Origin of the sequence: Sorangium sp. So ce1014, from assembly GCF_051521505.1 — a bacterium.
GTDB lineage: Bacteria > Myxococcota_A > Polyangia > Polyangiales > Polyangiaceae > Sorangium.
In genome coordinates, this window is sequence record NZ_CP150356.1 from 6,337,196 (window position 1) to 6,361,338 (window position 24,143).

21 protein-coding genes are annotated in these 24,143 nt (G+C 71.2%); 13 read left to right on the top strand and 8 right to left on the bottom strand.

The features are described from left to right. Positions 1 to 271 precede the first annotated feature (271 nt). The 3 genes from WME75_RS23855 (at position 272) to WME75_RS23865 (ending at position 2,409) form a co-directional block, all read left to right on the top strand. Positions 272 to 1,840 carry an aldehyde dehydrogenase family protein gene (locus WME75_RS23855; RefSeq protein ID WP_437475632.1) on the top strand — a complete coding sequence of 523 codons (1,569 nt, stop codon included), beginning with the start codon at positions 272 to 274 and terminating at the stop codon, positions 1,838 to 1,840. 135 nt (positions 1,841 to 1,975) lie between these two features. Continuing rightward, the gene (locus WME75_RS23860) at positions 1,976 to 2,179 is read left to right on the top strand and encodes a hypothetical protein (protein WP_437475634.1); all 204 of its coding nucleotides are present in this window, start codon (positions 1,976 to 1,978) and stop codon (positions 2,177 to 2,179) included. Beyond that, a complete protein-coding gene (locus WME75_RS23865; RefSeq protein WP_437475635.1) occupies positions 2,176 to 2,409 on the top strand; it encodes a hypothetical protein in 234 nt (77 codons plus the stop codon). The genes WME75_RS23860 and WME75_RS23865 overlap by 4 nt, the downstream gene beginning before the upstream one ends. Before the next feature lie 21 nt (positions 2,410 to 2,430). Here WME75_RS23865 and WME75_RS23870 read toward each other — a convergent pair whose 3' ends face one another. The 8 genes from WME75_RS23870 to WME75_RS23905 all read right to left on the bottom strand — a co-directional run bounded on the left by WME75_RS23870 (position 2,431) and on the right by WME75_RS23905 (position 12,416). After that, the gene (locus tag WME75_RS23870) at positions 2,431 to 3,321 is read right to left on the bottom strand and encodes a hypothetical protein (RefSeq protein ID WP_437475637.1); all 891 of its coding nucleotides are present in this window, start codon (positions 3,319 to 3,321) and stop codon (positions 2,431 to 2,433) included. A gap of 398 nt (positions 3,322 to 3,719) precedes the next feature. Beyond that, entirely contained in the window at positions 3,720 to 4,328 is a 609-nt protein-coding gene (locus WME75_RS23875) for a hypothetical protein (protein WP_437475639.1), read from the bottom strand. Continuing rightward, positions 4,318 to 4,902 (bottom strand): hypothetical protein, encoded by a 585-nt coding sequence (locus WME75_RS23880; protein WP_437475641.1) that lies wholly within the window; start codon positions 4,900 to 4,902, stop codon positions 4,318 to 4,320. Before WME75_RS23880 ends, WME75_RS23875 begins: the two co-directional genes overlap by 11 nt. Next, entirely contained in the window at positions 4,899 to 6,203 is a 1,305-nt protein-coding gene (locus WME75_RS23885) for a hypothetical protein (protein ID WP_437475643.1), read from the bottom strand. The genes WME75_RS23880 and WME75_RS23885 overlap by 4 nt, the downstream gene beginning before the upstream one ends. Before the next feature lie 303 nt (positions 6,204 to 6,506). Further along, entirely contained in the window at positions 6,507 to 8,900 is a 2,394-nt protein-coding gene (gene lon / locus WME75_RS23890; RefSeq protein ID WP_437475644.1) for an endopeptidase La, read from the bottom strand. Positions 8,901 to 9,128: 228 nt separating this feature from the next. After that, a complete protein-coding gene (locus tag WME75_RS23895; RefSeq protein WP_437475646.1) occupies positions 9,129 to 10,946 on the bottom strand; it encodes an LA_2272 family surface repeat-containing protein in 1,818 nt (605 codons plus the stop codon). Positions 10,947 to 10,995: 49 nt separating this feature from the next. Further along, positions 10,996 to 11,817: a hypothetical protein gene (locus WME75_RS23900; RefSeq protein WP_437475648.1), complete on the bottom strand. Its 822-nt coding sequence runs from the start codon at positions 11,815 to 11,817 to the stop codon at positions 10,996 to 10,998. After that, positions 11,814 to 12,416 (bottom strand): RNA polymerase sigma factor, encoded by a 603-nt coding sequence (locus WME75_RS23905; protein WP_437475650.1) that lies wholly within the window; start codon positions 12,414 to 12,416, stop codon positions 11,814 to 11,816. Before WME75_RS23905 ends, WME75_RS23900 begins: the two co-directional genes overlap by 4 nt. A gap of 477 nt (positions 12,417 to 12,893) precedes the next feature. On the opposite strand from WME75_RS23905, the gene WME75_RS23910 reads away from it, so the two are divergent. The 10 genes from WME75_RS23910 (at position 12,894) to WME75_RS23955 (ending at position 24,055) form a co-directional block, all read left to right on the top strand. Then, entirely contained in the window at positions 12,894 to 13,388 is a 495-nt protein-coding gene (locus WME75_RS23910; RefSeq protein WP_437475652.1) for a hypothetical protein, read from the top strand. Between the two features lie 193 nt (positions 13,389 to 13,581). Further along, complete coding sequence (locus tag WME75_RS23915; RefSeq protein WP_437475654.1) at positions 13,582 to 14,619, top strand: alpha/beta hydrolase family esterase; 1,038 nt, start codon at positions 13,582 to 13,584, stop codon at positions 14,617 to 14,619. 76 nt (positions 14,620 to 14,695) lie between these two features. Next, positions 14,696 to 15,967: a DUF3237 family protein gene (locus WME75_RS23920; RefSeq protein ID WP_437475656.1), complete on the top strand. Its 1,272-nt coding sequence runs from the start codon at positions 14,696 to 14,698 to the stop codon at positions 15,965 to 15,967. Between the two features lie 59 nt (positions 15,968 to 16,026). Then, entirely contained in the window at positions 16,027 to 17,226 is a 1,200-nt protein-coding gene (locus tag WME75_RS23925) for an MFS transporter (RefSeq protein WP_437475658.1), read from the top strand. A 113-nt stretch (positions 17,227 to 17,339) separates the two neighbouring features. Further along, complete coding sequence (locus WME75_RS23930) at positions 17,340 to 18,569, top strand: flavin-dependent oxidoreductase (protein WP_437475659.1); 1,230 nt, start codon at positions 17,340 to 17,342, stop codon at positions 18,567 to 18,569. Next, the gene (locus WME75_RS23935; protein ID WP_437475661.1) at positions 18,566 to 19,012 is read left to right on the top strand and encodes a DUF3237 family protein; all 447 of its coding nucleotides are present in this window, start codon (positions 18,566 to 18,568) and stop codon (positions 19,010 to 19,012) included. Before WME75_RS23930 ends, WME75_RS23935 begins: the two co-directional genes overlap by 4 nt. A 179-nt stretch (positions 19,013 to 19,191) precedes the next feature. Continuing rightward, positions 19,192 to 20,478, top strand: coding sequence for a hypothetical protein (locus WME75_RS23940; protein WP_437475663.1), 1,287 nt, complete (start codon positions 19,192 to 19,194; stop codon positions 20,476 to 20,478). A 279-nt stretch (positions 20,479 to 20,757) separates the two neighbouring features. Continuing rightward, complete coding sequence (locus WME75_RS23945; RefSeq protein WP_437475665.1) at positions 20,758 to 21,735, top strand: fumarylacetoacetate hydrolase family protein; 978 nt, start codon at positions 20,758 to 20,760, stop codon at positions 21,733 to 21,735. After that, positions 21,732 to 22,895, top strand: coding sequence for a 4-hydroxyphenylpyruvate dioxygenase family protein (locus WME75_RS23950; RefSeq protein WP_437475667.1), 1,164 nt, complete (start codon positions 21,732 to 21,734; stop codon positions 22,893 to 22,895). Before WME75_RS23945 ends, WME75_RS23950 begins: the two co-directional genes overlap by 4 nt. Then, positions 22,895 to 24,055: a homogentisate 1,2-dioxygenase gene (locus WME75_RS23955; RefSeq protein ID WP_437475669.1), complete on the top strand. Its 1,161-nt coding sequence runs from the start codon at positions 22,895 to 22,897 to the stop codon at positions 24,053 to 24,055. The genes WME75_RS23950 and WME75_RS23955 overlap by 1 nt, the downstream gene beginning before the upstream one ends. The last annotated feature ends 88 nt before the right edge of the window (positions 24,056 to 24,143 follow it).

The window sequence follows — 24,143 nt, forward strand, 5'->3', positions numbered from 1 at the left end:
AGGGTCGGCCCGACGCATCGGCGCGCCCCGCGCCGCCCGGTCCCCCCCTGGCGCCGCCGCGGTGTGCTCACCATTTGTCCGCGACGCAACAGCGGGCGCCGTGGGCCGGATCGCGCGCAATTTTGTCGGGAATCATCGGGAAACATCGCAAATGCTCATTTGCTGTACGTTCGCTGGGAGGGTACGGTCCGGGCGCCGAGCAGCGAGACACGGAGACGATCCGGCAGCAACGCGGGCTCGACAGGCGGAGGGATCGAACATGGGTCAGGTGGTGAGCGAACGCTCGATCGGGGGCAACGGCAGCGGTCCGGGCATGAACGGGCACGGGGGTGCGACGATCCGCAGCTACGCGCCGGCGACCGGGGACCTCCTTGGGGAGGCCCCGAACACGAGCGCCGAGGAGGTGCGGGCCGCGGTGGCCAGGGCGCGGCGCGCGCAGGAGGCGTGGGGCGCGCTGCCCGTGGAGGAGCGCTGCCAGCGCATCCTCCGCTTCCGCGACGCCATCGTCGACCGGACCGACGAGATCGTCGACCTGCTCTCGCGCGAGTGCGGCAAGCCGCGGCACGAGGCGCTCCTGCACGAGGTGCTCGTCGCGGCCGACATGGCGACGTACTTCGCCGGCATCGCCGCGAAGGCGCTCGAGCCGCGCGAGATCAAGCTCCATCTCTTCAAGCACCGGCGCAGCTGGGTCCACTACGCCCCGCGCGGCGTGATCGGCGTGATCTCGCCGTGGAACTTCCCGTTCCAGCTGGCGCTGCGCGACGTGCTCGCGGCGGTCGTCGCGGGCAACGCGGCCGTGCTCAAGCCGAGCGAGGTGACGCCGCTCATCGCGCTCAAGCAGAAGGAGATCTGGGACGGCGCGGGCATGCCGGAGGATCTCTTCCAGGTCGTCACCGGCTACGGGCCGACCGGCGCGGCGCTCATCGACAGCGGCATCCAGATGCTCCTGTTCACCGGCAGCGTGAGCACCGGCAGGAAGGTCGCCGCCGCGTGCGGGGAGCGCCTCATCCCGTGCGTGATGGAGCTCGGCGGCAAGGCCCCGCTCATCGCGTGCGCGGACGCCGACATCGAGCGCACGGCGCAGGCGATCGTGTTCGGCGGCTTCGCGAACGCGGGGCAGGTCTGCGTCGCGGTGGAGCGGGTCTACGCGCACCGCGAGATCCACGACCGCCTGCTCGAGCGCACCGTCGAGATCACGAAGGGGCTGAACCAGGGCGATCCGGGCAAGGAGTTCGTCGACGTGGGGGCGATCATCTTCCCGCCGCAGATCGACGTGGCCGAGCGGCACATCAAGGACGCGGTCGACAAGGGGGCGAGCGTGAAGGCCGGCGGCAAGCGCGCGCCTGGTCAGGGCCAGTTCTTCGAGCCGACGATCCTCGCCGGCTGCGATCACGGGATGACGGTGATGAGCGAGGAGATCTTCGGGCCGGTCGTGCCGTTCATGCAGGTCGCGACCGAGGAGGAGGCGATCCGGCTCGCGAACGAGTCGCACCTCGGCCTGAACGCGTACGTCTTCTCGGCGGACACCGATCACGCCCGCCGGCTCGCCGAGCGCCTGCAGGCCGGCAGCGTGCTGGTGAACGACGTGCTCATGAACGGCGCCCTCCCCGAGGCGCCGTTCGGCGGCGTCAAGCAGAGCGGCTTCGGCCGGGTGATGGGCGAGGACGGGCTCCGGCAGATGTGCGACGTCAAGCACATCAACGCGGACCGCATCGCGCTCGGGTCGAAGGATCCGACGTGGTTCCCGTACACCGAGTCGTCCTACGGCTGGTTCAAGCGCGGCATGCGCGCGCTCTACTCGAGCGGCAGCTTCCTCCGGCGCATCGGCGAGCTGTTCTAGAGCGGGGAACGCGGGCGCGGCGCGGCCCGGTGCCAGGGGGGACGGCCGCCGGGGGGGACGGCCACCAGGGGGGATGGCCGCCCTTTGGCTTCGTGCCGCTTGCTCCCCTGCCCCCTTCCGATCCAGGCTGAACCCATGCCCACCCGCCCCGGTGCCTCGCCGAGCGACCCCATCCTCGCGGCCATCGACCGCGCGCCGCGTGTACAGAGGCTCACGCCGGAGCAGCGCGCCGAGCTCGAGCAGGACCTCGCCGACATCACGGCGGGGCGGGCGCGCCTCGTCGCTCACGAGGATCTGCCGCGGGCCCTGGAGGAGCTGGCCGGCGCGCAGGACGAATGAGCTTCCGCGTCGTCTGGAACTTCCCCGCCCTGGTCACGTTTTACCGCCTGCCGATGCACTCGGCCTTCATGATCGACCGGGCGGTCGTTCGCTTCGCGGAGACGGGCGAGGGCGAGCTCGCCTGGGAGGCGCCTCACCACCTCCTCAGCGCGGGCTTCCACGACGTGGTGCTCGCGATCGATCGTGAGGCGCGGGCGATCACCGTGCTCCGCATCTATCGCGTTCGCTGAGCGCTCCAGAGACGAGTCGCTTCAGACCGGCGCGGGCTCGACCGGCCTGGGCTCGGCGGGCCTGGGCTCGGCGGGCGCGGCCTCGGCGGGCGCGGCGTCGGGCTCCGCGGCGGCGCTGCCCCGGCGCTTCGGGCGGAGTCTCCGCAGGGCGTTGCGGAACGAGGCGGCGCTGAAGCGGCGCTTCGCCTCGGGGATCTCCCAGCAGGCGTTGACGCCGGCGGCGCGCGCCTCGTACCCGAGCAGCGTGGCGTAGGTCACGATGGAGTTGCGGAGCGCCATCGCCTCTTCACGGTTCCGCAGGCCGAGAATGCCGAGCAGATCGCGGCCGCTCACCTCGTCGAGCAGGACGCTCCCTTCGCGCAGGAAGTCGTCGGTGAGGCCGACCTGAGCCAAGCGGGCCTGGTGCTGCCTGGTGAGCCGGAGGAGCATGCCGAGGTCGCTGACCTCCTCGTCGAGGGTGCCGCTCGAGTTCACGTCGGCGAACTGCTCCGCGACGTCCGGCTCGAAGACGAACGCCTGGTCGGCGAACGCCTTGAGCCGCGCGCGCCAGGGCCGGCTCGCCTTGAGCACCTGCTCGATCGAGCGCACCTGGTAGGCGCCGGTGCGCTTGCCCTCGCCGAACCAGAGGTTCGCCGTGTCGAGGAGCTGGATGGCGCCGCGGAGCAGCGCGCGGCGCTCGGGGCCGTACGCCTTGCTCGCGAGCGGCGCCTCGTACTGGACGACTGACAGATAGAGGTCCCGGAGCTCCGTGAGGGTGGTCGAGATGGGCTGGCTCGGCTCCATGACCTCGCGGACGATGCGGTCCAGCTCGGGGCGCGCCTGTTCGAGGAGGGCCTGAAACTCCGCGGGGGTGCCGACCGCGCGGGTCTCCTTCAGGACGGTGTGCTGCTCTTGTGAGAGTTCGATTCCCATAACCTACCTCCAGTGGGGTGGCGGCCAGTGTGAACGTCGTGGCCAGTGGGCGGTCGTAGCACGACAGCAGAGCTCGGCGCGGCCCAGCGGGCCCTCGACCTCTGGAAAGCACGGTTGCGTCGCCGGGGAGCTGCACCAGCGCTCCCGGGACGCGGCCCGGCGGAGCCGGGGAACGGGACCAGCGGGCCGGGGGGCGCGGCCAGCGCGGCGGGGCGGGTGCACAAGCAGCTCGGAGGAGCAGGTCAGCGCGGCGGGGCGGGTGCACAAGCGGGTCGGGGGAGCGATGCCAGCAGCTCGGGGAGCCCGGCCAGCAGCGCGGGGGAGCTGCACCAGCGGGTGCTGACACGGGCTCCGGACGTGCTGGCGAGCGTCCATGAGCTGCTGTCACGCCTCCCCGCTCACCGCCCGGCACTCGCCACGGGGCTCCGGCGGACGCGCTCGCCCCTGCGGAGACCATGCAAGAAGAGGTCGAGGATTTCAAAGGGGCTCATCACGGGTGCAGGAGCGGCGAGGCCGTCGTCATCGGAGTTGAGGTGCAGGTGGGAGCGAAGACCGTCGTCATCCTGCCCCCGGCCGTGCGGGTTCAGATCGAAACGCAGGAAATCGAATCCACTGTCGGTCGGGAGGCGCAGCTCGAAGTCGTAGGCAATGATTTCGGCCTGGCCGTTCACCTGGAGCTGGAAGTCGAACCAGCCGCCGTCCCGGCGAGTGAAATGCGGGAGATCTCTCGTGCGGTTGAAGTTGCGAACCGTGCCGACGGTGACGCCAAAGTAGCCGTCAGCATCCGGGCCCATGAAGCGGAGGTGCTTGCGAATCACATCCGGCGATTCACGGAGGATCCGCTGATCACTCGCCTTGAGAAGATAGCTCAGAATATCGCGGTGAAGCTGTCTGCCACAAGCATCTTTCCCGGTACCGCGACAGGTGGTGTGGGCAGCCTGCCAGAGCCGGGCCTGCAAATCCACCCGGCGCTGCAAGGCGCCCGCGGGCGACACGTCAACGGCCAAGGAGCTCCCCCCTTCCAAGCAGAACCAGCCACTCTGCAAATACAGGATCCAGCGTGAGCGTCCCGGCCTCGGCGCGCTGCAGCACCTCTGCATCGGTTAGTCCCCTGCCTTGGCGGAGGGAGGAAAGCCGAGCCTCGACGTCGAGCTGCCCAGCGAGCGGATCGATGTGCCACACCCGGGGTCCCACCCAGCTCCACAAGCTGGGGGCCTCGGCTGCGAGCAGCCGCAACCCTGCTTCGGAGGTGATGATCACGCCTCGCGGGCGCCCAGAAAGCCGCGCGCGCTCGTAATCCAGAGCGCGGGACACGGGCACGATGACGTCCGCGGACAACGGCAACAAGGCGACATCCTCAGGCGTCATGCAGGCGAGCGCTTCGACGAGCGCCGGCGCGGTGTAGCGCTCCGAAAAGACGCGAACGCTTCCAACCCCCTCTTCCTCGATTCCGAAGATCAACTCCTCTTCCAGCATCCGCGTGGTCGCGTCGATGCGCGCTTCTTCAACCACCACCACAGACCAGCCCCCTGGCTCCAGCAAGGTTCGATCGGCGAGCTCTGCCACCCCGAGCGCGCTCATGTGGAACCCAGCCCCGGAATCAAGGGCACGATGGTTGGATGGAGTATGTAACGGATCGGAGTCCCGGGAATCTCGATGATCAGGCGCTCCAAGAGGAGCTTTTGATCCAGATCCGTCGCGACAGTGAAAGCCGGCAGGCCGCCGGAGCGCGGCGCGACCTTCGAGATTAGAGACTTCCTGGGAAGGAGCTCTCTGAGACGAGAGGCCATTTCGCTGGTACAACCCAGGAGGAGATCTCGACCAAAACGATCGGCAGCAATGTTGATGTGATCCGGCCGGATCGTGTCCGATCCGTCCGCGTAAGCTTCGGCGCAGGCTGCTCGACCGAGCGCCACCAGATCCCGCATGAGCCCGCCTGACCAGCGGGTGAGTGCATCCGCCGACTCCAGTGGGAGGACGTCCCCGCCGACGCGGGTGCGGAGCACCTCTTTCAGGAAGGTCTCTCCCTCGGGCGTGTCAACGCTCGCGGCCCCGTGCAGGTGCACCGTTTCGAACTGCTGCTCGACGAATCGCTGGGGGCCGAAGCGAAGATGCTGGTGGCCGACGACCACGAGCCCGATGCCTGCGCGGCCCATCGCGGGTACGTCCTCTGCGAGCACGGACGCAACGCGCGCGACATCGGTGACGCGATCCAACCCGTCGAAGAGGATCACCAGCTTTCTCCTGAGCGCCCCATGGACCACACGGAGCGCCTCGGTCACCGTCTTCACATCCTCGGAGGGCTGAGGCGCTTCCAGGATGCCCTTGATCCAGGTATCGATGTAGGGATTGTGGTCTTCGTGCGGATCATCGGTCCAGTACCCCTTGATGATCATCGAGATCTGGTGAGCCTGCTCGACGACCTGGGCTTCCACCGTGAGCCCCTGTTCGCGTTCCAGCGAGAGCTCCGTGCACGCCTCCGCGGCGGCAATCGCCACCAGCACGCCAGGCTCGAGCTTGTCTATCCGATGACGGCTGGGCACATCGACGCGGACCGGAAGCAGGTTATCAACGTCAATCTCGGCGAGTTCGCGCTCGATGACGATCATCTCCGTGGTCTTGCCCGAGCCGATACCGCCGACCAGGAGGTGGCTGCTGGCGGGGAGAAGCTCGATGCGGGTCGCGATGCGTCGGCTCACCGCGTTGGGGGGTCTCACATAGAATCCGCTCGCGACCGCCTGCGCGGGATCGCCGGTGGGGTCGAGCCGGCGCATGTACTCGCGAAAGCGGGTTCTTCGATCAGTGGCCACAGGACGCGGCTCTTGCGGCGGGCTCGGCTCGGGCGGATCCTCGCGAAAGCTGGTTGTTCGGTCGGTGGCCATGAGACGGTTCTATCACACGGGTGCGTAGTTCGGCAGCGACCGGGGTGCAGGCGACCTCTCCGTACCCGGCTACTGTCGCGGATCCTGGACAAGGTGGCATCGGCACAGAAAGCCGTGAATGTTCCGCTCGCCATCCACGACGATCCCTGGCCCGGGCACTCGGCTAGGCGCCCAGCGGCTCATCAAGCCGGGCCACGAAGCAACGACGCCCACGGCACAACGGGAGCGCCGTCGGGGGGGCTGTGCGCGGCGGCGCGCGCCCCCCCCGGCGCGCGCGGCTCGGCGCAGCCCCCTTCCCCTACCCTACGCGGCCGCCGCCGGCTCGGCCGCCGTCACGTTCGCCGGGGCGCCCGTGGCAACGAGCGGGGCCTCCTCCAGCGCGGCGGCGATGACCTGGCTCATGTCCTCGACGAAGATGAGCTCGAGCTCGGACCGCACCTCCTTCGGGATCTCCTCGGCGTCGCGCGCGTTCTTCTGCGGCAGGATGACCCGCGTGATCCCGGCGCGGTGCGCCGCGAGCACCTTGGACTTGATCCCGCCGACCGGCAGCACCCGGCCGCGCAACGTGCACTCGCCCGTCATCGCCGTGTCCGGACGCACGCGCCGGCCGGAGAGGAGCGAGGTGAGCGCCGTGAACATCGTCACGCCCGCCGACGGACCGTCCTTGGGCACGCCGCCCGCCGGGACGTGGATGTGCAGGTCCTCCGTCTCGAGCTTCGCCGTGTCGACGCCGAGCTCGCCGGCGTGGCTGCGCACATAGGTGAGCGCCGCCTTCACCGACTCCTTCATCACGTCGCCGAGCTGGCCCGTGATCTCGACCCTCCCCTTCCCCGGCATCCGCGAGGTCTCGATGAACAGGATGTCCCCGCCCACCGGCGTCCAGGCAAGCCCGGTCGCGACCCCAGGCACGCTCGTCCGCTCCGCGACGTCGCTGAAGAACCGCACCTTGCCGAGGTACGCGCCGAGATCGCGCGCCTCGATCACCCGGCGCGACACCTTGCCGTCCGCCGCGCGGGCGATCTCCAGCGCGACCGCCCGGCAGAGCTTCTTGATCTCGCGGCCGAGCTGCCGCACCCCGGCCTCGCGCGTGTAGTCACGCACGATCGCCGCGAGCGCCTCGTCCGTGATCGAGAGCGACCCCGGATCGATGGCGTGCTCCTTGAGCTGCTTCGGGACGAGGTGCGACCGCGCGATCGCGATCTTCTCGTCCGGCGTGTAGCCGGACAGCTCGATGACCTCGAGCCGGTCCCGGAGCGGCGCCGAGAGCGCGCCAAGATCGTTCACCGTGCAGAGGAAGACGACCTCCGACAGATCGAACGGGAGCTCCATGTAATGATCGACGAACGTCCGGTTCTGCTCCGGATCGAGCACCTCCAGCAGCGCCGCCTCGGGCGAGCCGCGGAAGCCCGCGCCGAGCTTGTCGACCTCGTCGAGGAGCACGATCGGGTTCCTCACCTTGGCCTTCTTCAGCGCGTGCACGATGCGGCCAGGCAGCGCGCCGACGTACGTCCGCCGGTGGCCGCGCAGCTCCGCCTCGTCATGCACGCCGCCGAGCGAGATGCGCACGAACGGGCGGCCCGTGGCGTCGGCGATCGACTGGCCGAGCGAGGTCTTGCCCACGCCGGGCGGGCCCGCGAAGCACAGGATCGTGGCGCGCGCCTTCCCGGTCAGCTTGAGCACCGCCATGTGCTCCAGGATGCGGCGCTTCACGTCGTCGAGGCCGCGGTGATCCTCGTCGAGCTTCGCCTGAACGGCGTCGAGGTCGTCCTTGACCTCCGCCGTCGCGCTCCACGGCAGATCGGCGATCCACTCGAGGTAGGTGCGGATCACGTTGTGCTCCGCGCCCTGCGGGCCGATCGACTCGAGCCGCCGGAGCTCCCGGTCGGCGACGGCGCGCGCCTCCTCGGAGAGCCCGGCCTCGTCGAGGCGCCGCCGGAGGAGCGACAGCTCGTCCTCGCCCTGCTCGCCGCCCGCGAGCTCCTTCTGGATGGCCCGGAGCTGCTCGCGGAGGATCACCTCGCGCTGGCCCTTGCCGAGCTCGCGACGCACGTCGCTGTCGATCTTCTTCTTCAGATCCGCGAGCGCCGCCGCCTCGGAGAGCAGGCCGGCGACCTGCCGGAGCCGCGGGACGACGCGGAGCTCGGCGAGCACCTCCATCTCCTTGTCGGTCGGGAGGCCCAGCGCGCCGGCCACCTGATCGGCGAACAGGCCCGGCTCGGCCCGGCTCGCGGCGGCGATCTCGGCGAGGTTCGTCGCGGTCCTCGGGCCGAGCTCGCGGGCACGCTCGCGCAGCGACGCGGCGAGCAGGCGCGCCTCCTCGGCGTCGCCGGGGAACTCGGGCGCGAGGGTCCCCTCGGCGCGCCAGGTCGGCTCGGCCTCGACAAGGGAGGTGAGGGCGAAGCGATCGAGCCCCTCGATCACCAGCCGGTAGCCGTTCGAGACGCGCGTGACGTCGACGATCCGGGCGAACGTGCCGATGTCGTGGAGGTCCTCGCGCCGGGGATCCTCGCGCTTCGGATCGCGCTGCGCGATCACGCCGATGACGTCGCCGGGGTGCACCGCGGCGAGCAACGCCACCGAGCGGGCGCGGCCCACCGGAAGCGTGAGCACGGTGCCCGGGAAGAGCACGCCCGTGCGGAGCGGGAGCAGAGGGAACGGAGAACGAGGCGCGCTGGCGCCGCTGCGAAGCTGGCTCATGCGAACTCCTGTGGGCAGCGGTCGGCTCGCGCCATCCCTGCCGGTTCGGTGGACGGGTAGTACGGCGCGTCGCGCCCCTGCCGGTCAGGCAGCGCGCGGCACGCGGATCGAACGCTCACGTAGACCGCCGCGAGCAACCGCTCGGGCGAGCTCCATGAATCGATGAACGGAAAGTAAATTCGTTCACGCGTCCGTCAACCCACCCCGCGAGCGAGCGCAGCGGTTGGCTCAGAACGCCTGGACGCCGAGCACGACGCCGGGCCAGCGGCGCTGGGCGTCCGAGTCGCCGATGCCGAGGGGGACGCTGCCGTAGGGGCTCAGCCGGGCGTCCTCGGCGGTGTCGCCGAACGCGACGTTGTAGCTGGGGCCGCCGAAGACCGCGAGCTCCGGGAAGACGCGGACGCCGAGGACCGCGCGCGCCTGCATCAGCGCGGCCGAGGTGTTGATCGACGAGGGCTCGTGGAGCGAGTACGCGAGCAGGTCCATGTCGGCGTAGAGGCGCTCGCCGAGGGTGATGCGGCCGCCCAGGCCGAGCGAGAGGACCATGCGGGGGCGGTCGCCCGTCATGCGGATGCCGATCCCGTAGATGTTGTGGAAGTGGTCGCTCCCGTTCTTGAGGCCGGCCATGACGATGCCGGACTCGAGCCCCCACACGTCGAGGTGGAGGCGGCCGTTGCGGACGACGTTGAGCAGCCCGAACGAGAACGGCGACTCGTCGGCGTAGTTGACGAGCCCGATCTGCATCCCCTCCACCTTGCCGGTGGCCACGTTGACGAGCCCGATCTGCACGCCCGTCGACTCGCCCGCGGCGAGGTTGGCGAGGCTGAACTGCGCGCCCGTCGATTGGCTGGCGGCCACGTTGGTCAGGCCGACCTGCACGCCGGTCGCCGCGCCCACGCCGAGGTTGACGAGGCCGACCTGCACGTCGGTCGCGTCGCTCACGGCGACGTTGGCCACGCCGATCTGCAGGTCGGTCGAGGCGCCCGCCGCGACGTTGATCCCGCCGAGCTGCGCGCCGTCCACGGCGCCGGCGGCGAGGTTGAACACGCCGCCCTGCGCGCCCGTGACCGGGCCGGCGACGACGTTGATCGAGCCGACCTGCGCGCCCCAGAGCCCCCGGGCGAGGTTGAGGCCGGCCGAGAGCTGCGCGCCGCGCGCCGGAGCGAGCACGAGGTTGGCGCCGCCCGAGAACTGGGCGCCGCACAAGAACGACGAGACGATGTTGACGCCGACGCCGAGCTCGAGGCCCGTGACGCCCGCCGTGTACCCGCCGGCGAGGTTCAGCGAGTAGCGGCGGACGACGTTCGCGCCGTCGATGGTCGAGGTGCCGACGAACGGGAAGACGTCGGCGCCGAGGCGGACGGTCTTCGCGCCGGGGAGCTCGCACCGAGGAGGCTCCGGGGGCGCGGTGCGCGCGGCTCGCCTGGCCTGCGCGGACGGCGCGGGGCGCGCGGCGCGCGGCGGCGCGGCCTTCGCGCCTGCAGGGAGCGCGGCGGGCTCCGGCTGCGCCGGCGGCGGCGGCGGCGGCGTCGTCTCGCGCGGGCGCTTGCCGAACGCCGCCGCGAGCTCCGCCGCCTCGTCGCGAACGAGGTTGCCCGCGAGCAGGGCGATCGCCTCGGCAGCGCGATCGGGATCCTCGGGGACGTCGATGGTGCGCTCGATGCGGCGGTCGTCCGCGGCGCTGTAGCTCAGCGTGACGCGGCCGTCGGGCTCGCCGCGGAGGACCAGCGTGGGGCGCCCGGCGGTCGCCGCGGCGGCCAGCGTGACGCTGGTGCCGAGCTCGCGGCCGACGGCGGCGCGCACCGCGTCGGGGTCGAGCGTCCACGGCGCGCCATCGACGACGAGCTCGACGCCGGCGGCGCTCGGCGCCTCGGCGAGGGCGCGCGCAGGAGGCGCGGTGACCGCGACGAAGGCCCCCGCCGCCGCGAGGGAGCGCAGGAGGAGGACGCCCGCGCGGAGGCCTGCGCCGCGCGCGGACGTGCTCCGGTCGCGGCGCGGCGAGCCCCGCAGAGGCGCGGGGAGGAGAGCGATGTCGGGTGTGTTCATCAACCGTGCTGTGCCCGCTCGCGGCGCGTTCGTTCACGCGCCGTGACGTTCACTCGTTCGCGCTGCGCATCGCCTCGATCAGCGAGCGCGACTCGGTCTGGCGGTAACCGCCGAAGGTGCCCTGCGCAAACGGCTCGAGCGCCCGCTGCGCCTCGTCCTTGCGGCCGAGGCGAACGAGGCAGAGGGCGCGGTTGTACTGGGCCTCGACGGCGAAGCGGCCGCGCGGGGCAGCGGCCAGGTAAGCGTCCCAGGCGGCGAGCGCGGACGCGGGGTCGCGCTCGACGAAGTGCGCGCGGTGCGCCGCTTGATAGAGCGCGTCCGCGTCGGGCCCGGCCGGCGGGCGCTGGATGGCCTGGGGATCGCCCGCCGCCTTTCGCGGGGCGGGCGGGACGCGCGCGGCGCTCGGCGCGACGGCCTTGCGCGCGGGCGGCGCGACCGCCATCACCGGGGCGCGCGGCGGCGCGGGGTCCGGGCCGGGCAGCGGCATCGACGGCTGGACCGGCGCGAGCGGATCCGCGGGCGCCTCGGCCTCCGGCGGCGCGGGCGCCTCGGCCGCGCGCCGCGGTCCGGACAGCGCGCGCGGCGACGGCGGCGCGGGCGGCTCGATCGGCGCCTCGGCCGCGCTCAGGCCGAGCTGGGACGCGATGTCGTTCCAGCCGCCCGGGAACCAGCGCGCGGCCGAGGCCCACGCGACAGATCCGACGAGCACGGCGGCCAGCGGGACCACCACGCGGACGGTGGTGAGCCGGCGGGCGCGCTGCGCCTTGAGGCTCCTCATCACGCGGGCGCGCGTCTCGTCACGACGGGCGCGCGACGCGTCTGCCCCCTCGCGCAGCGCGCGCGCGGCCTCGCGGAGCACGTCGTCCTTCATGGGGTCCTCTCTTCCAGCAGCGTCCGGAGCTTCTGCTTGGCGTGGAACAGCCGCGTGCGCACCGTCGCCTCGGGCACGCCCAGGATCTCGGACACCTCGCGCGCGCTGCGCTCCTCGACCTCGCAGAGCACGAACGTCGCGCGCTGCGCGTCGGGCAGCGCGTCGAGGGCGCGGTTCAGGGCCTGGGCGAGCGCGGCGCGGCCGGCCTCCCGCTCGGGGCTCGGCGCGTCGTGCTCCTCGGGCTCCAGGGCGAGCCGCTCCATGGCCGCGCGGCGCCGCGCCGCGCCGCGGAGGTGGTGGCGGGAATGGTTGACCGCGATCGAGATGAGGAACGTCTTCAGCGACGAGCCGCCGCGGAACCGCTGCGCGGCCTGCGGCAAGCTGACGAAGACGTCGTGCGCCAGGTCCTCGGCGGCGGCGTCGTCGCCGGTGAGGCGGCGGGCGAACCCGCGCACCGCCGCGTAATGCTTGTCGTACGCCTCGCCCACCGCCGCGGCGTCCCCGCGCCGCAGCCGCTCGACGAGCGCTTCCTCCTCGTCCTGCGGGCGCTCGGCGCCGCGGGAGAAGAGGAACGGCATGACGAGCGCGATCGCCCTCATCGGCCGCGACCTCTCCACCGCGCGCTCGGGGTGAACGGCGCCCGGCGTCTGTTGCGGCGGAAAGCCCGCCGATCGCTCCGTCCCATCTCGGTCCATGCCTGCGTTGTCATCGTTACATCCGAACGGGCCCCGCGGCGCTGCCCTTTTGCCGTCAGCAGGCGTCGGAGGGCTCGGGGCGACCTGGGGCACAGGGCTTCGTGCCCGGAAGGGAGGGGACCGTTCATGGGGGGGCCGTCCATTTCGTGCCCGGACCGGTCGGGAACGTTCAACCGCGGCGGGCGAAATCGACACCCCCAGGAGGTCCCCCCCCGCCGCCGGGCGGGTTCCGGGCGGGTGGGCGTCGGAATCGTGCGCAGGCGCGCGACCGTTGAACGAAGCGCGCGGCAGCGGGCACGCAGCATCGAGTGGTCAGAGGGCGCCGCCGCGACGCGCGGCGCCGCTGTCACGGGTCCATCGCAGATAAGGAGTGATGACGCTATGAGCATGCGCACGGCTTTCGAGTGGGGTCTTGGTCTCTCTCTGTGCTTCTTCTCCACGACGATGATCGGTTGCCACATCAATACCCACTGCGGCTGGGACGACGACGAGGAGGAGTGCTCCTGGGACGACGCCCCCGACGCCCCCGACGCTCCCGACGCTCCCGACGCTCCCGACGCTCTCGACGCTCCCGACGCCCCCCGCGCGGAGCGCCCGGACCGCGACGACGACGACGACGGCGGCTCGAGCAGCACCGGCGGGGGCGGGATCTCCTCGGAGAACCCGGGCGCCTGCGAGGCGGACTGCGACTGCCCGAGCGGCAGCGAGTGCGTCGCGGGGGCCTGCAAGCTCCCGTGCGCGGCCTCGTGCGATTGCCCCGAGGGCGAGTCCTGCGAGGCCGGCTATTGCGAGCCGCCGCCCGAGCCGGCGATCTCCTGCGAGGCGGACTGCGACTGCCCGAGCGGCGGCGCGTGCGTCGAAGGCCTCTGCACCTGAGCCGCGCCGCGCTCCCCCGCGGCAAAGCGCGCTGAACACGAAACGCTGTCTCGATGGGGTCGTGACGCCTCGCGTCGAGGCATAGGCGAGTATGCCTATGCCTCGATCCTGCGGGCTCGGGTACAAGTTCGTCGCAGGCACCTGCATCGGAAGATGCGAGGACGGACGGCGATCTTGGACGAGGCGAGGACCCATGAAAACGCTCCGCAATTTCGGCACGACGGTTCCCGGGGTCGTCGCGCTCGCGGCGTTCGCGGCGTTCGCGGCGATGGCCTGCTCCAGCCAGGGAGACGGGACGACCGAGGCACCGCCCGGCAGCGGCGGCGCCGGAGGGCTCGCTGAGCCCAGCACCAGCGGCTCCGGTGCCACGGGTGGCTCGTCGGCGACGGCTGGCTCGTCGGGCGCTGTCAGTGGCGCCGGCGGCAGCGGCGGGCAGCCGACCTCGGGGGGAACCGGCGCGGGCGCCGTCGGCTCCAGCTCGAGCGGCTCCGGGGGAGAGACGCGGAGCGCGGGCTGCGGCAGCACGACGGAGCCAACGAGCGGCCGTTTCAGCATCGATGTCGGGGGCACGACGCGCGAGTACATCCTCGCCGTGCCGGACGACTATGATTCGAGTCGTCCTTACCGGCTGATCTTCGCCTGGCATCCCCGCGGCGGCTCGGCCGAGCAGGTCGCGACCGGGTTCGGCGGCGGCTACTACGGCCTCCTGGGTCGCGCCGACGGCTCGGCGATCTTCGTCTCGCCCGAGGGCATCGACCAGGGCTGGGAGAACAAGGGCGGCCGCGACATCGCGTTCCTCCGCGCCATGCTCGACCGCCTCGGCGCCGACCTCTGCATCGACGAGAGCAAGATCTTTTCGACGGGATTCAGCTACGGCGGCATGATGTCGTACGCGATCGGCTGCGCGATGGGCGACACCTTCCGCGCCATCGCCTCCATGTCCGGCGCGCTCTACAGCGGCTGCGAGGACGGCGACAGCCCTGTGGCCATGTGGGGCGCCCACGGCGACGCCGACGACGTGGTTCCAGTCGAAAATGGTCGGTCCGCTCGCGATGTCTTCCTCGAACGAAACCACTGCGACCAGCAGACCACACCGGCCGAGCCGAGCCCCTGCGTCAGCTACGAAGGCTGCGACGCGGGCTATCCCGTCGTCTGGTGTGAGTTCAGCGGGGGCCACGCCCCACAGAACAACTCCGGCGAGTCGATCTGGAGCTTCTTCTCGCAGTTCTGAGTCGGGTCTCGCTCGCAGGAGCGCCCTCCGCAACGTTCATGGACGACTCTTGGCGCCACCGCTGCCAATGGACGACATGCTCTTCACTGAATGGATGGATCCGACGATGAAGATGGGGAATTGGCCGACGAAGGCCTTGATGGTTGGAATCCTTGGCATCTGCTCTGGAGGGTGTGGTCAGTCGAGCGAGGATGGCAGCGGACCCACGACGAGCAGCGGCTCTGGCGGCGCGGCGTCGAGCGGCTCTGGTGAAACGACCGGCACCGGCGGCGACGCCGGCATGGTCGGCGCGGGTGGCGGGATCGCCGGAGCCGGTGGCGCTGAGGAAACCGGCGGCAGCAGCGGGAGCGCAGGCGGGAGCGCCGGCGCTGGCGGCGAGAGCAACGGCGGCGGCGAGGCGACGATCGTCCCCGATCCATCGTGGACCTGCGGCATGCCCGGCGGCATCCCGCTCCCCACGCTCGGCGAGCTCGTCTTTCGGGCGACGCTCCAGCTCGGCGAGACCCACGACGTCGGGACCACCCAGTTCGGACACCGCCGCCTCCTCGACGTGAAGGGGGGCACGCTCACGGGCGACAAGGTCCAGGCCACGTTCCTCACGGGCGGCATGGAGCTCGAGCTCACGCTGTCGAACGGATCCGTCGAGCTCGAGGAGATCAACATCCTGAGAGCGAGCGACGGCTCCCTCATCTACCTGCGGAGCTGCGGCGTCGCGCCCGCCGGCGATGCGGTCGTCCGGATCGTCCCGGACTTCGAGGTCGCGACATCGAGCTCGCTCGCCTGGCTCAACACGGGGAAGTTCGTGGGCACCCGTGTCGTCGACGCCACGGCGGGCACGGTCCAGCTCGACGTCTACGACATCGCCGACGTGGCCGCCGGAGAGCCGAAGATCCAGCTCAAGGATCCCGAGGGCGTTCCCCATCAATCGTGGGAGTGCTCGACGGCGACCGGGGCGAGGGGCTCGAGCGTGTTCACCGAGTCCGTCACGCTCGGTGCTTCCATCTCCGTCGGCGCGAGCAAGCGCGGCACGCGCAACATCATTCCCATCACCGGGGGCACGGTCACCGGTGGAACGCTGCTCAGCGGCCTGTCGGGCTCGGTGCTCCCCGGAGGCGCGGACTACCAGCTCATCGGAGCGAGCACGGTCCTGGACGCCAGGTACGCGCTGTCCTCGAAGGACGGCGAGGTCATCGTGGTGAGGAACTGTGGACCGTTCGGCGCGCTCATCCCGGTCTTCGAGACGCGCGCGGACGGCCCCTACGCGATCCTCAACACGAAGCAATATGTGAGCTCCGACCCGGGAGGCGCGGCGGGCGGGGTGAGCCTCACCTTCTACGAACGCAAATAGCTCCAGTGCGGCCAGCTGCAACCATCCCGGGTAACGGGACGAGAACGAGAGGTTTCCCCATGGGCGCATCGCCCCCTCACGCGCCACGCGACGCGGTCACGCTGTCGCTGTGCTTCCTGATCGCCCTGCTGGAGGGGTTCGACATCCAGGCCATCGGCGTGGCCGCCCCCCTGCTGATCCCCGCCCTCGGCCTCTCGCCCGAACAGGCGGGCGTCGTGTTCGGGGCCGGCATGGCCGGGCTTGTCTGCGGCGCGCTGGCCGGCGGCTGGATGGCCGACCGCATGGGCCGCAAGCCGCTGCTGATGATGGCTGTCGGCGTCTTCGGCCTGTTCACGCTGGCCACCGTTGTGGCGGGCGGACCGCTGTCGCTGGGCCTCTACCGGCTCCTGGCTGGGGTCGGCCTGGGGGCGGCGATGCCCACCCTGGTGGCCGTCGCCCTGGAGATCGCCCCGCCCGACCGGCGGACCCGCACCACCACCATGATGTTCAGCGGCATGCCGGCCGGCGGGGCGCTGGCGGCGCTGTTCGCGGCCGGTTTCCTGGGACGGTTCGGCTGGCACAGCATCTTCCTGGCCGGCGGCGTGCTGCCGCTCTTCCTGCTGCCGGCCATGGCGTGGCGGATGCCCGACAGCCGCGCGGCGGCGGCCGGCGGCGCCCGGCGGCCGGGCGGCGCGCAGGCGCTGTTCGGCCAGGGCCGGCTGCTCGTCACGCTGCTGGCCTGGTTCACCTTCGGCCTGACGCTGCTGGTGCTGTATCTGCTGCTGAACTGGCTGCCGTCGCTCGTGGCGGCCAAGGGCCTGGGCGGGGTCGGGGGCGCTGGAGCCGCCTTCGCCTTCAATGTCGGCAGCGTCCTCGGCTGCTGGATCATCGGCATGCTGGTGGACCGGCTCGGGCCGCGCCTTCCCATCATCGCGGCCTATCCCGCGCTGGCCCTGTCGCTGTTCGGGCTGGCGTGGGCCGACAGGCTGCCGCCGGTGCTGCTGCTGGCCGGGCTGGCGGGCTTCTTCCTGCTGGGCGCGCAGTATTCGCTCTATGGCGTCATCCCGCTCTATTACCCGGCGCCGGCGCGCGGGCTGGCCACCGGCGCCTCCATCGCCGCCGGCCGGCTGGGTTCCATCGGCGGGCCGCTGATGGCGGGCCTCCTGCTGGGCCAGGGCTGGGGCCCCGCCGCCGTGGCCATGGCCATGGTGCCGGTGGTGCTGGCGGCCGGGGTGGCGGCCGCGGTGATGACCCTCCGCGGCCGCTATGCGGGTGATTGAGGAATGGGCGGCGGCGATCAGCGCCGGGCCCCGGCGGTCGACGTCGGGACCCAACCACCATCAACGCCTGGAACAATAGGCGGCTTCAAGCCGCATGTCTGCGGGAGGACTTTATGCAGGTGATCGTCGCAGGCGCCGGGATCGGCGGCCTGGCCGCGGCTCTGGCGCTGCACGCCTCGGGCCATGAGGTGACGGTGTTCGAGGCCGCGCCAACCATCCTGCCGCTCGGGGTCGGCATCAACCTCCTGCCCCACGCCGCCGAGGTGCTGGACGAGCTGGGCCTCGTCGAGGCCCTGCTGGCCCAGGGGGTGGCGACCCGCGAGCTTGTCTATTTCAACCGCTTCGGCCAGCGCATCTGGGGCGAGCCGCGCGGCCGCTTCGCCGGGCATGCCGCGCCGCAGATCTCCCTGCACCGCGGCGCCTTGCAGGGCGTGCTGTTCGACGCCGCCGTCGAGCGGCTGGGCCAAGGCCGGGTGATCTGCGACCGGCGCCTCTCGGACCATCATGAAGAGGGCGGAGGCCGCATCGTGGCGCGCTTCTTCAATCGCGAGGGTGCGGCCTCGAAGGTTCCCGCCGACCTCCTGATCTGCGCCGACGGCATCCATTCGGCGGCGCGCGCCGGCCTCTATCCGGACGAGGGGCCGCCGGTCTATGGCGGCCGCATCCTGTGGCGGGCGACCAGCCTGGCGGCGCCCTTCCTCACCGGCGCCAGCATGATCATGGCCGGGCATCAGGACCAGAAGTTCGTCGCCTATCCCATTTCCCCACCGGGGCCGGACGGCCGCCAGAGGGTCAACTGGATCGCCGAGCTCACCGTCGCCGAGAGCCTGCGACGGGAGGACTGGAACCGGACGGGCGATCCCGCCGACTTCCTGCCCAGGTTCGAGGCCTGGCGCTTCGACTGGCTGGATGTGCCCGGCCTGATCCGGGGCGCCGAGGCGATCTACGAGTTCCCCCTTGTCGACCGCGATCCCCTGCCGCGCTGGAGCCATGGGCGCATGACGCTGCTGGGCGACGCCGCCCACCCCATGTATCCGATCGGCTCCAACGGGGCGAGCCAGGCCATCCTGGACGCCCGCGCCCTGGTCGGCGCGCTCGCCGCCCACGCCGATCCGGTGGAGGCGCTGGCCGCCTACGAGGCCGAGCGCCTGCCCGCCACCGCCGCCATCGTCGCGGCCAATCGCGGCAACGGCCCGGAGCAGTGCATGCAGATCGCCCAGGACCGCGCGCCCGACGGCTTCGACCGTATCGAGGACGTCTTCGCCCCCGGCGAGCTCTCGGCCATCGCCGCCCGCTACAAGGTGCTCACCGGCCTGAAGCGCGCCTCGGAGCCCCGCGCGTGAGCCCGCCCCTCGTCCGCCTGATGACGCTCGAGGTGACGGTGGACCCGCCGGTCACCGTCAATTCGAGCCCGCCCGGCCGGCGCTTCATCCCCATTGTCGGCGGCACGGTGGCCGGCGGCCTCGAGGGCCGGGTGCTGCCGGGCGGCGACTGGCAGACGATCTGGGCCGACGGGCGGATGGACCTCTCCGCCCATTACATCCTCGACATCGCCGGCCATGGGACGGTGGAGATCCTCTCCGAAGGCGTCCGCGCCGGGCCGCCGGAGGTGCTGTCGGCGCTCGGGCGCGGCGAGGCCGTGGACCCCAGGCTCTACTATTTCCGCACCGCCATCCGTATGCGCACCTCGGCGCCAGGGCTCCTGCGGCTGAACGCCGTGCTGGCCCTGGCCGTGGGCGAGCGACTGGCCGACCGGGTGCGGCTCACGGTATACGAGATCGGCTAGGGGCGCGAGCGTGGCTGCGAGCACACCACGGAGAACGCATGAGCACACAGACGAGAACGTCGAACGCATGAGCACACAGACGAGAACGTCGAACGCATGAGCACACAGACGAGAGCGTCGAACGCATGAGCACACAGACGAGAGCGTCGAGACGCCGGGGCGATGTTGGCGCACGGTTCTTGGCCGTCATCCTCGGCATCACTTGCATCAACCGCACAGCACAGGCGCAAGCGCAGCCCGAAGCACCGCCGGCGCCCGCGGGCGGAGACCCGCCGATCGCGGCTCCCGCGACCGAGCCCGAGAGCCCTCCTGCAGACGCGAACGCGGCGCGAGCGCCGTCTGCGGAGGCCCACGCGGGCGCGCCGGCACTGCAAAGCGCCGCCGGGCCCGGCCCAGCTCCGCCGGCGCCACCGCCTCCGGCGGAGGAGGAGCCATGGAAGAAGCCGCTCAGCGTCGCGGCCTGGGTCCGCGTCGGAGGTCGCTTGCAGAACCCCGGCGCGCGCGAGAAGATGGACCGACTGCTCGCGGACGGTGAGCTGGATCTGGCGTTTTCAGGCGAGATCAACCGGTTCATCGGGGTGCAGGGCGCGATCATCGCTCAGTTTGGGCCGACCCCGACGGGGGGCAACATAGCGGGCAGCGCGACCCTCCGTGACGCCATCGCCAAGATCAAATTTCATGATCTGCTGAACGTCTGGATCGGTCGAATGATCGTGCCGTCGGATCGCTCCGGCTTCTCCGGGCCGTGGTCGATGGGGCCGTGGAACTATCCCGGATTCTTCCAGCCCTATGCGCCGCCGATCGGGCCCAGGCAGGGGCCTTTCGGGCGCAACGATGGAGTGACCGCCTGGGGCAAGATAGCGGGCGGCCTGTTCAAGTATTACGCCGGCGCGTTCAACCTGCATGACTCTTCGGTGAGCCCGCTCTACACGGCGAGGCTCAACTTGAGCTTGCTCGACCCGGAGCCGGCCTATTACCAGAGGTCCACGTACCTCGGAGAGAAGAGCATCCTCGCGCTCGGCGTGGCGGGCGAAGTGCAGAGGGAAGGCTCGGTCGAATCGTTGCCGCCCCCTGCGATGGGCATGCCCCCAGGCGTCCCGCGCAAGGACACCTTCATGGAGGCCAACGCCGACATCCTGTTCGAAAAGAACCTCGGCGCGGCGGGCACGATCACGCTCGAAGGCGCATTTTACAAGTACTTTGGAGATTTTGAGAGCTTCAACTACTCCTTTTTTGCCCTCGCGAGCTACCTCGCGCCGAGCAACCTCGGCGTCGGGAAGTTGCAGCCTCTGGTCCGACTGCAACAAGCGAAGCCGAAGAACGCCGACCCCTATCTGCTCATCGATGCCCAGATGGGCTACATCATCGAAGGGCATGCTGCGCGTGTGGCGCTCGGCTATCAAAGGAGCGATCTGTCGGGGGCGAAGGGGAATGCCCTGTTCCTCGGCGTCCAGCTGCAGAAGTGATCCCCGGAGCTCGGGAGCCCCGCGTCCACGACCCGCTCACGAGGAGCTGGTCATGCGCAGCACGGGAGCGGCCCCGTCGTCCCCGTCGGCAAGTCGACGTTACCGATGTGGGCGTGAGTCTCGCATCGCGGCATAGGCGAGTATGCCTATGCCGCGAGCCCGAGGGATCGGTTACGAAATCGTTGCAGTCACCTCCATGGCGCGCAGCACAGGATCGTGGAGCGTCGTGAAAACATCCAATCCGGTGTTCATGCGGATCCGATCAACCGGTTACCCGATATGAAGCTCGCCTCTCTCCGCGGCCCCGGCCGCGATGGTACGCTCGTCGTCGTCCGCCGCGACGGCCTCGCCTGCGCGCCGGCCGGCGCCGCCTTCCCGACGCTCCAGGCCGCGCTCGACGACTGGGAGCGCGCCGAGCCCGCGCTCCGCCGCATCGCCGACGACATCGAGCGCGGCGACGCGGCGGTGGCCCCGCTCGTCATGGAAGAGCTCGCTGCGCCCCTGCCCCGCGCGTACGAGTGGATCGACGGATCCGCCTACGTCCACCACATCGAGCTCGTGCGCAAGGCGCGCGGCGCCGAGCCCCCCGAGACGCTCACGACCGATCCGCTCGTGTACCAGGGCGGCTCCGGCGTCCTCCTCGGGCCGACCGACGACATCGTCCTGCGCGACGAGGCGTGGGGCCTCGATTTCGAGGCCGAGGTCTGCGTCGTCCTCGGCGACACCCCGCAGGGCACGCGCCGTGACGAGGCCGAGCGGCACATCCGCCTCTTCCTGCTGGCCAACGACGTGACGCTGCGCAACCTCGTGCCCGCCGAGCTCGCGAAGGGGTTCGGGTTCTTCTGCTCGAAGCCGGCCACGGCGTTCTCCCCGTTCGCGATCACGCCGGACGAGCTCGGCGACGCCCTCCGCGACGGGCGCGTCCACCTGCGGCTCCGCTCGACCTACAACGGCGCGCTCATCGGCGATCCCGAGGCCGGCCCGGAGATGCACTTCTCGTTCTTCGATCTTGTCGAGCACGTCGCCCGGACCCGCAGCTTCACGGCCGGGACCGTCCTCGGCAGCGGCACCGTCTCGAACCGGGATCCGGCGCGCGGCGTGTCGTGCCTGGCCGAGAAGCGCATGCTCGAGATCCTCTCGCACGGCGCGGCGAGGACGCCCCTCATGAAGCCAGGAGACACGATCATGATCGAGATGCTGAGTCGCTCGGGCGAGAGCCTGTTCGGGCGCATCGCGCAGCGGGTGGTCTCCGGATGAGCGCCCCGGCGAAGCGGCCGGAGTCGATCGGCATCAAGCGGGTGGAGGCGCTGCACTACTACGTGCGCGATCTGGAGCGGAGCCGCAGGTTCTACACGGACAAGCTCGACTTCCAGGAGATCGCCGCGAGCTCGCCGGAGCTCACGGCGGCGGCGGCGCAGCGGTCGGTCGTCTTCCAGGCCGGCGAGTGCGCCATCGTCTGCTCGCAGCCGCTCGGCGAGGGCGGGCGGGCGTGGCGCTACCTGCGCAAGCACCCCGACGGGGTGGGCACCATCATCTTCGAGGTGGAGGACGTGGACCGCGCCTTCCGGCTGCTCGAAGGCCGCGGGGGCACGCCGATCGACGAGATCCACCGAGCGACGGACGAGGGCGGCACGTTCGCGTCGTTCTCGATCACGACGCCGTTCGGCGACACCACCTTCCGCTTCGTGGAGCGGCGCGGCTACCGGGCGCTGTTCCCCGGCTGCGTGGCCCACGACGCGCCGCGCGGCGGCGAGAACCGCTTCGGGATCGCCCGGTTCGATCACATCACCTCGAACTTCCAGACGATGGCGCCCGCCCTGCTCTGGATGGAACACGTGCTCGGGCTCGAGCCGTTCTGGAAGATCGCGTTTCACACGAACGACGTCGCGAAGGACGCCGATCACGGCTCGGGCCTGCGCTCGGCCGTGATGTGGGACCCGGGCTCGGGCGTGAAGTTCGCGAACAACGAGCCTTATCGGCCCTACTTCAAGAGCTCGCAGATCAACGTCTTCAACGAGGAGCACCGCGGCGACGGGGTGCAGCACGTGGCGCTCGCCGCGGACGACCTCCTCGCGGCCGTGCGCGGGATGCGCGGCCGAGGGGTGGAGTTCATGCCGACCCCGGCCGCCTACTACGACCTGCTGCCCGAGCGCCTGCAGCAGCTCGGCGTCGGGCAGCTCGACGAGGACGTGACGACGCTGCGGGAGCTCGAGGTGCTTGTCGACGGCGACGGCGCGAAGTCCTACCTCCTCCAGATCTTCCTCAAGGAGTCGGCCGGCACGCACCGCGATCCCGACGCGGGGCCGTTCTTCTTCGAGCTCATCCAGCGCAAGGGGGACCGCGGCTTCGGCGCCGGCAACTTCCGGGCGCTGTTCGAGAGCATCGAGCGGCAGCAGAAAGGGGAAGGGAGCGGCTGATGCTCGATCGCGTCGTCGCCGGGAGCGTCCCGCGCAAGCACCACATCGCCCTCCAGAGCGAGGCGGGGGAGCTCCGCTACGAGGAGTGCCTGACGCGGGAGGGCTTCGACGGCCCCTACACGATCGCCTACCACGAGCGCCGGCCGCACGAGCACCGGGTCGCGCGCGCCGCGCACGGCTTCGCGCTGCCGGTCGCCGCGCCGGCGCGCCCGCTCGCGAAGCGGCACTACCGGTCGCAGGACCTGCCGCGGCGCGGCGGGCCCGCGATCGACTGCCGCGTGCCGCTGCTCTTCAACGACGACGTGGTGATCGGGATCGCCCAGCCGGACGACGACGATCCGGTGTACTTCGCGAACGCGGACGCCGACGAGCTGCTCTTCGTCTTCCGCGGCGGCGGCGTCCTGCGCACGATGCTCGGCGATCTCCGCTTCGAGCGGGACGACTACGTCGTCGTCCCGAAGGGGCTCTTCCACCGCTTCCTCCCGGACGCCGCGCCCCAGCTGTGGCTCTCGATCGAGGCGGCGGACATCCACCTCCCGCGCAGGTGGCGCAACGAGGTCGGCCAGCTGCGGATGGACGCGCCCTACTCCCACCGCGATTTCCGGCGGCCCACGTTCATCGGCCCCCTCGACGAGGGCATCCGCGCGCTCGTCGTGAAGCGCAGCGGCGCGTTCCACGGCTTCGCCTGCGAGCGCTCGCCGCTCGACGTCGTCGGCTGGGACGGGACGGTGTACCCGTTCGCGTTCCCGATCCAGAGCTTCCAGGCGCGCGTCGGGCTCGTACACCTGCCGCCGGACTGGCACGGGACGTTCGCGGCGCGGGGCGCCCTCATCTGCAGCTTCGTGCCGCGCCCTGTCGACTTCCACCCGGAGGCGATCCCCTGCCCCTACCCCCACTCGTCCGTCGACTGCGACGAGCTCCTGTTTTACTGCCGCGGCAACTTCACCTCGCGCCGCGGCGTCGGCCCCGGCAGCATCTCGCACCACCCGGCCGGCGTCCCGCACGGGCCGCACCCCGGCGCGTACGAGGCGAGCCTCGGGAGCCGCGAGACGAGCGAGCTCGCCGTCATGCTCGACACGATCCGCCCGCTCGCGGCCACCCCGGCCGCGCTCGCGGTGGAGGACCCCGGCTACCAGGACAGCTTCATCGCGGGCCCATGATCGGGATCAGGCGCTCGGCGCATCGAGAAGCAGCGGTTCAGGGACTCGCTGAGCTCCTTCTCCCCGAGGCCGCTTGGCGCAACCGCCG

Bases quoted from the DNA above. Each gene is read 5' to 3' on its own strand.
- WME75_RS23860 (WP_437475634.1), top strand. From the start codon at position 1,976: ATGCCCACCCGCCCCGGTGCCTCGCCGAGCGACCCCATCCTCGCGGCC.
- WME75_RS23865 (WP_437475635.1), top strand. From the start codon at position 2,176: ATGAGCTTCCGCGTCGTCTGGAACTTCCCCGCCCTGGTCACGTTTTAC.
- WME75_RS23870 (WP_437475637.1), bottom strand. From the start codon at position 3,321: ATGGGAATCGAACTCTCACAAGAGCAGCACACCGTCCTGAAGGAGACC.
- WME75_RS23880 (WP_437475641.1), bottom strand. From the start codon at position 4,902: ATGAGCGCGCTCGGGGTGGCAGAGCTCGCCGATCGAACCTTGCTGGAG.
- WME75_RS23885 (WP_437475643.1), bottom strand. From the start codon at position 6,203: ATGGCCACCGACCGAACAACCAGCTTTCGCGAGGATCCGCCCGAGCCG.
- lon (WP_437475644.1), bottom strand. From the start codon at position 8,900: ATGAGCCAGCTTCGCAGCGGCGCCAGCGCGCCTCGTTCTCCGTTCCCT.
- WME75_RS23895 (WP_437475646.1), bottom strand. From the start codon at position 10,946: ATGAACACACCCGACATCGCTCTCCTCCCCGCGCCTCTGCGGGGCTCG.
- WME75_RS23900 (WP_437475648.1), bottom strand. From the start codon at position 11,817: ATGAAGGACGACGTGCTCCGCGAGGCCGCGCGCGCGCTGCGCGAGGGG.
- WME75_RS23905 (WP_437475650.1), bottom strand. From the start codon at position 12,416: ATGAGGGCGATCGCGCTCGTCATGCCGTTCCTCTTCTCCCGCGGCGCC.
- WME75_RS23910 (WP_437475652.1), top strand. From the start codon at position 12,894: ATGAGCATGCGCACGGCTTTCGAGTGGGGTCTTGGTCTCTCTCTGTGC.
- WME75_RS23915 (WP_437475654.1), top strand. From the start codon at position 13,582: ATGAAAACGCTCCGCAATTTCGGCACGACGGTTCCCGGGGTCGTCGCG.
- WME75_RS23920 (WP_437475656.1), top strand. From the start codon at position 14,696: ATGCTCTTCACTGAATGGATGGATCCGACGATGAAGATGGGGAATTGG.
- WME75_RS23925 (WP_437475658.1), top strand. From the start codon at position 16,027: ATGGGCGCATCGCCCCCTCACGCGCCACGCGACGCGGTCACGCTGTCG.
- WME75_RS23930 (WP_437475659.1), top strand. From the start codon at position 17,340: ATGCAGGTGATCGTCGCAGGCGCCGGGATCGGCGGCCTGGCCGCGGCT.
- WME75_RS23945 (WP_437475665.1), top strand. From the start codon at position 20,758: ATGAAGCTCGCCTCTCTCCGCGGCCCCGGCCGCGATGGTACGCTCGTC.
- WME75_RS23950 (WP_437475667.1), top strand. From the start codon at position 21,732: ATGAGCGCCCCGGCGAAGCGGCCGGAGTCGATCGGCATCAAGCGGGTG.
- WME75_RS23955 (WP_437475669.1), top strand. From the start codon at position 22,895: ATGCTCGATCGCGTCGTCGCCGGGAGCGTCCCGCGCAAGCACCACATC.